The following is a 1,665-nucleotide window of genomic DNA, read 5'->3' as shown; positions in this document are numbered from 1 at the left end:
CGCTTCTCCAGGTCGGCCAGTTGCTGGACGCGGGTCGCCACCTGACTGGCGATGTCCGGGCCCTTGAAGCCCTCCCGCAGGTCGTTGACGAACCCGGTGAGGCCCCGGAGGGTCGCCTGCACCACGCCACCCACCATGGGCGTCCTGGCCAGATCCTCCAGCAGGTTGCCCCAGGCGGCCTTCAGGTGATGGACCGCGCCGGTAAGGCCGCCGGCCTCGGCTTCCCCGGCGCCACCCACCTGGCGCTCCAGGGTCTCCAGGATCAATCCTTGAGCGCCGGCCACGTCGCCCGCCTCCACCATGGCGGCGATCATCTCGCGCTGGGCCGCCGAGAAGGTGACGCCGACCCTTTTGAGCGCCGTGACGCCCTCGACCGGGTCCTCCAGCGCCTTGCCCAGTTGCACCGCCGAGGACCGCAGGTCCTGGCCGAACACCGCCGACAGGTCCTGGGCCGCCTTGATGGCGCGGACGAAGGTGTCACCCGAGACCGAGCGGAAAGTCGCCAGCACCGAGGAGGCATCCCTCACCCCTTCGGCGGTGGCCATGGTGCTGGCCTCCATGGCGTCGGCCAGGTCGTTCAGTTCCTGGCCGGTGAGGCCCGAGGCATGGCCGGTGGCCTTCAGCACGGCTTCGAGCCGCAGCAGCGATTGCTGCGCCGACTCCATCTCCCGCAGACCCTGCCCGAGCGCCATGGTCAGCGCCCCGACGGCCGCGCCCGCCACCAGTCCCATCGGCCCCAGGCGCAGCATGGCGGATCCGACGCTGCCCAGGTTGCCGGCGAAGCCTTCCAGGTGCCCCCTGGCCGCCGAGGTCACCTCGTTGATGGCCAGCAGGCCACGCGAGGCGGGCTTGGCGGCGTTCTCGATGCGGGCCAGCGCCCGGCTGCCCTCGTCGCCCAGTTGGACCAGGGCGCGCCGGACCACCTCGCCGTCGCGGACGGCCAGGCGGATGGTGAGAGATCGCTCGGCCATCAGGTGTCACTTTCGGAACGCAGGCGCGCAAGGCCTTCCAGCAGGCCGGCCTCGGCGTCGGGCAACAGGTCGGCGACGGCGGCGGTGTCGTAGCCGAGGGTGTCGGAAAGGGAGAGGGCCAGTCCCATGTCGACCCCCATTACCCTGCCGTTGGGCGCGAACCGGAGTTGGCCGGCGAGGCGCAGCAGCAGGTCCCAGGCCTGCCAGCCGGCCTCGCTCAGGGGCTCGGTGGTTCGGTAAGGACAGGTGGCGCCGCAGCCGCCTCCGCAGGACTTGCAGTATCCTGGGCCCCCACCGAAGTGCCATGCGGCGCGGGCCCGGATGCGTTTCCCTCGGCGGCCTTCTCTTCCAGGGGAGCGAGATAGCGGTGGTAGAAAAGGGCGGCCAGCAGGGGCTGCTGGTCCACGAAGGCCGCCACCGCCTCCTCGGACACGGGTCCCTCGACGCCCTCCCAGTCGGCGATGGCATAGAGGGCGAGGCCCTTGATCATCAGGGCGCGCATCAGGCCGCGGCGGACGGACCCGTCGGCGGGGTCGAGTCCCTCGGCGCCGGCCTGGTGCTCGGCCCAGTCGTCATAGACCTTCTCGGCCTGGGCCTGAATCATGGCGTAGGCGGGCGTGGTCAGGGGCCGGACCTTGACCCGTACCCCCTCGGCCAGATCGAGCCATTGAGGCTCACGCTGTCCCAGCTTGAT

At 71.2% G+C, this 1,665-nt stretch carries 2 protein-coding genes; both read right to left on the bottom strand.

Going from position 1 to position 1,665, the window contains the following annotated elements; genetic code table 11:
* Positions 1-971, bottom strand: a 971-nt coding sequence (locus H7841_18390) for a phage tail length tape measure family protein (GenBank protein ID MEO5338828.1), incomplete at its 3' end; no start/stop codon positions are given.
* A gap of 217 nt (positions 972-1,188) precedes the next feature.
* On the bottom strand, positions 1,189-1,665 hold a 477-nt coding region (locus tag H7841_18385), incomplete at its 5' end, for a hypothetical protein (protein MEO5338827.1).

This window comes from Magnetospirillum sp. WYHS-4 (assembly GCA_039908345.1).
Taxonomy (GTDB): Bacteria; Pseudomonadota; Alphaproteobacteria; order Rhodospirillales; family GLO-3; genus JAMOBD01.
Note: the sequence above shows the minus strand (reverse complement) of the source record. Positions and strands in the feature narration are given on the sequence as shown.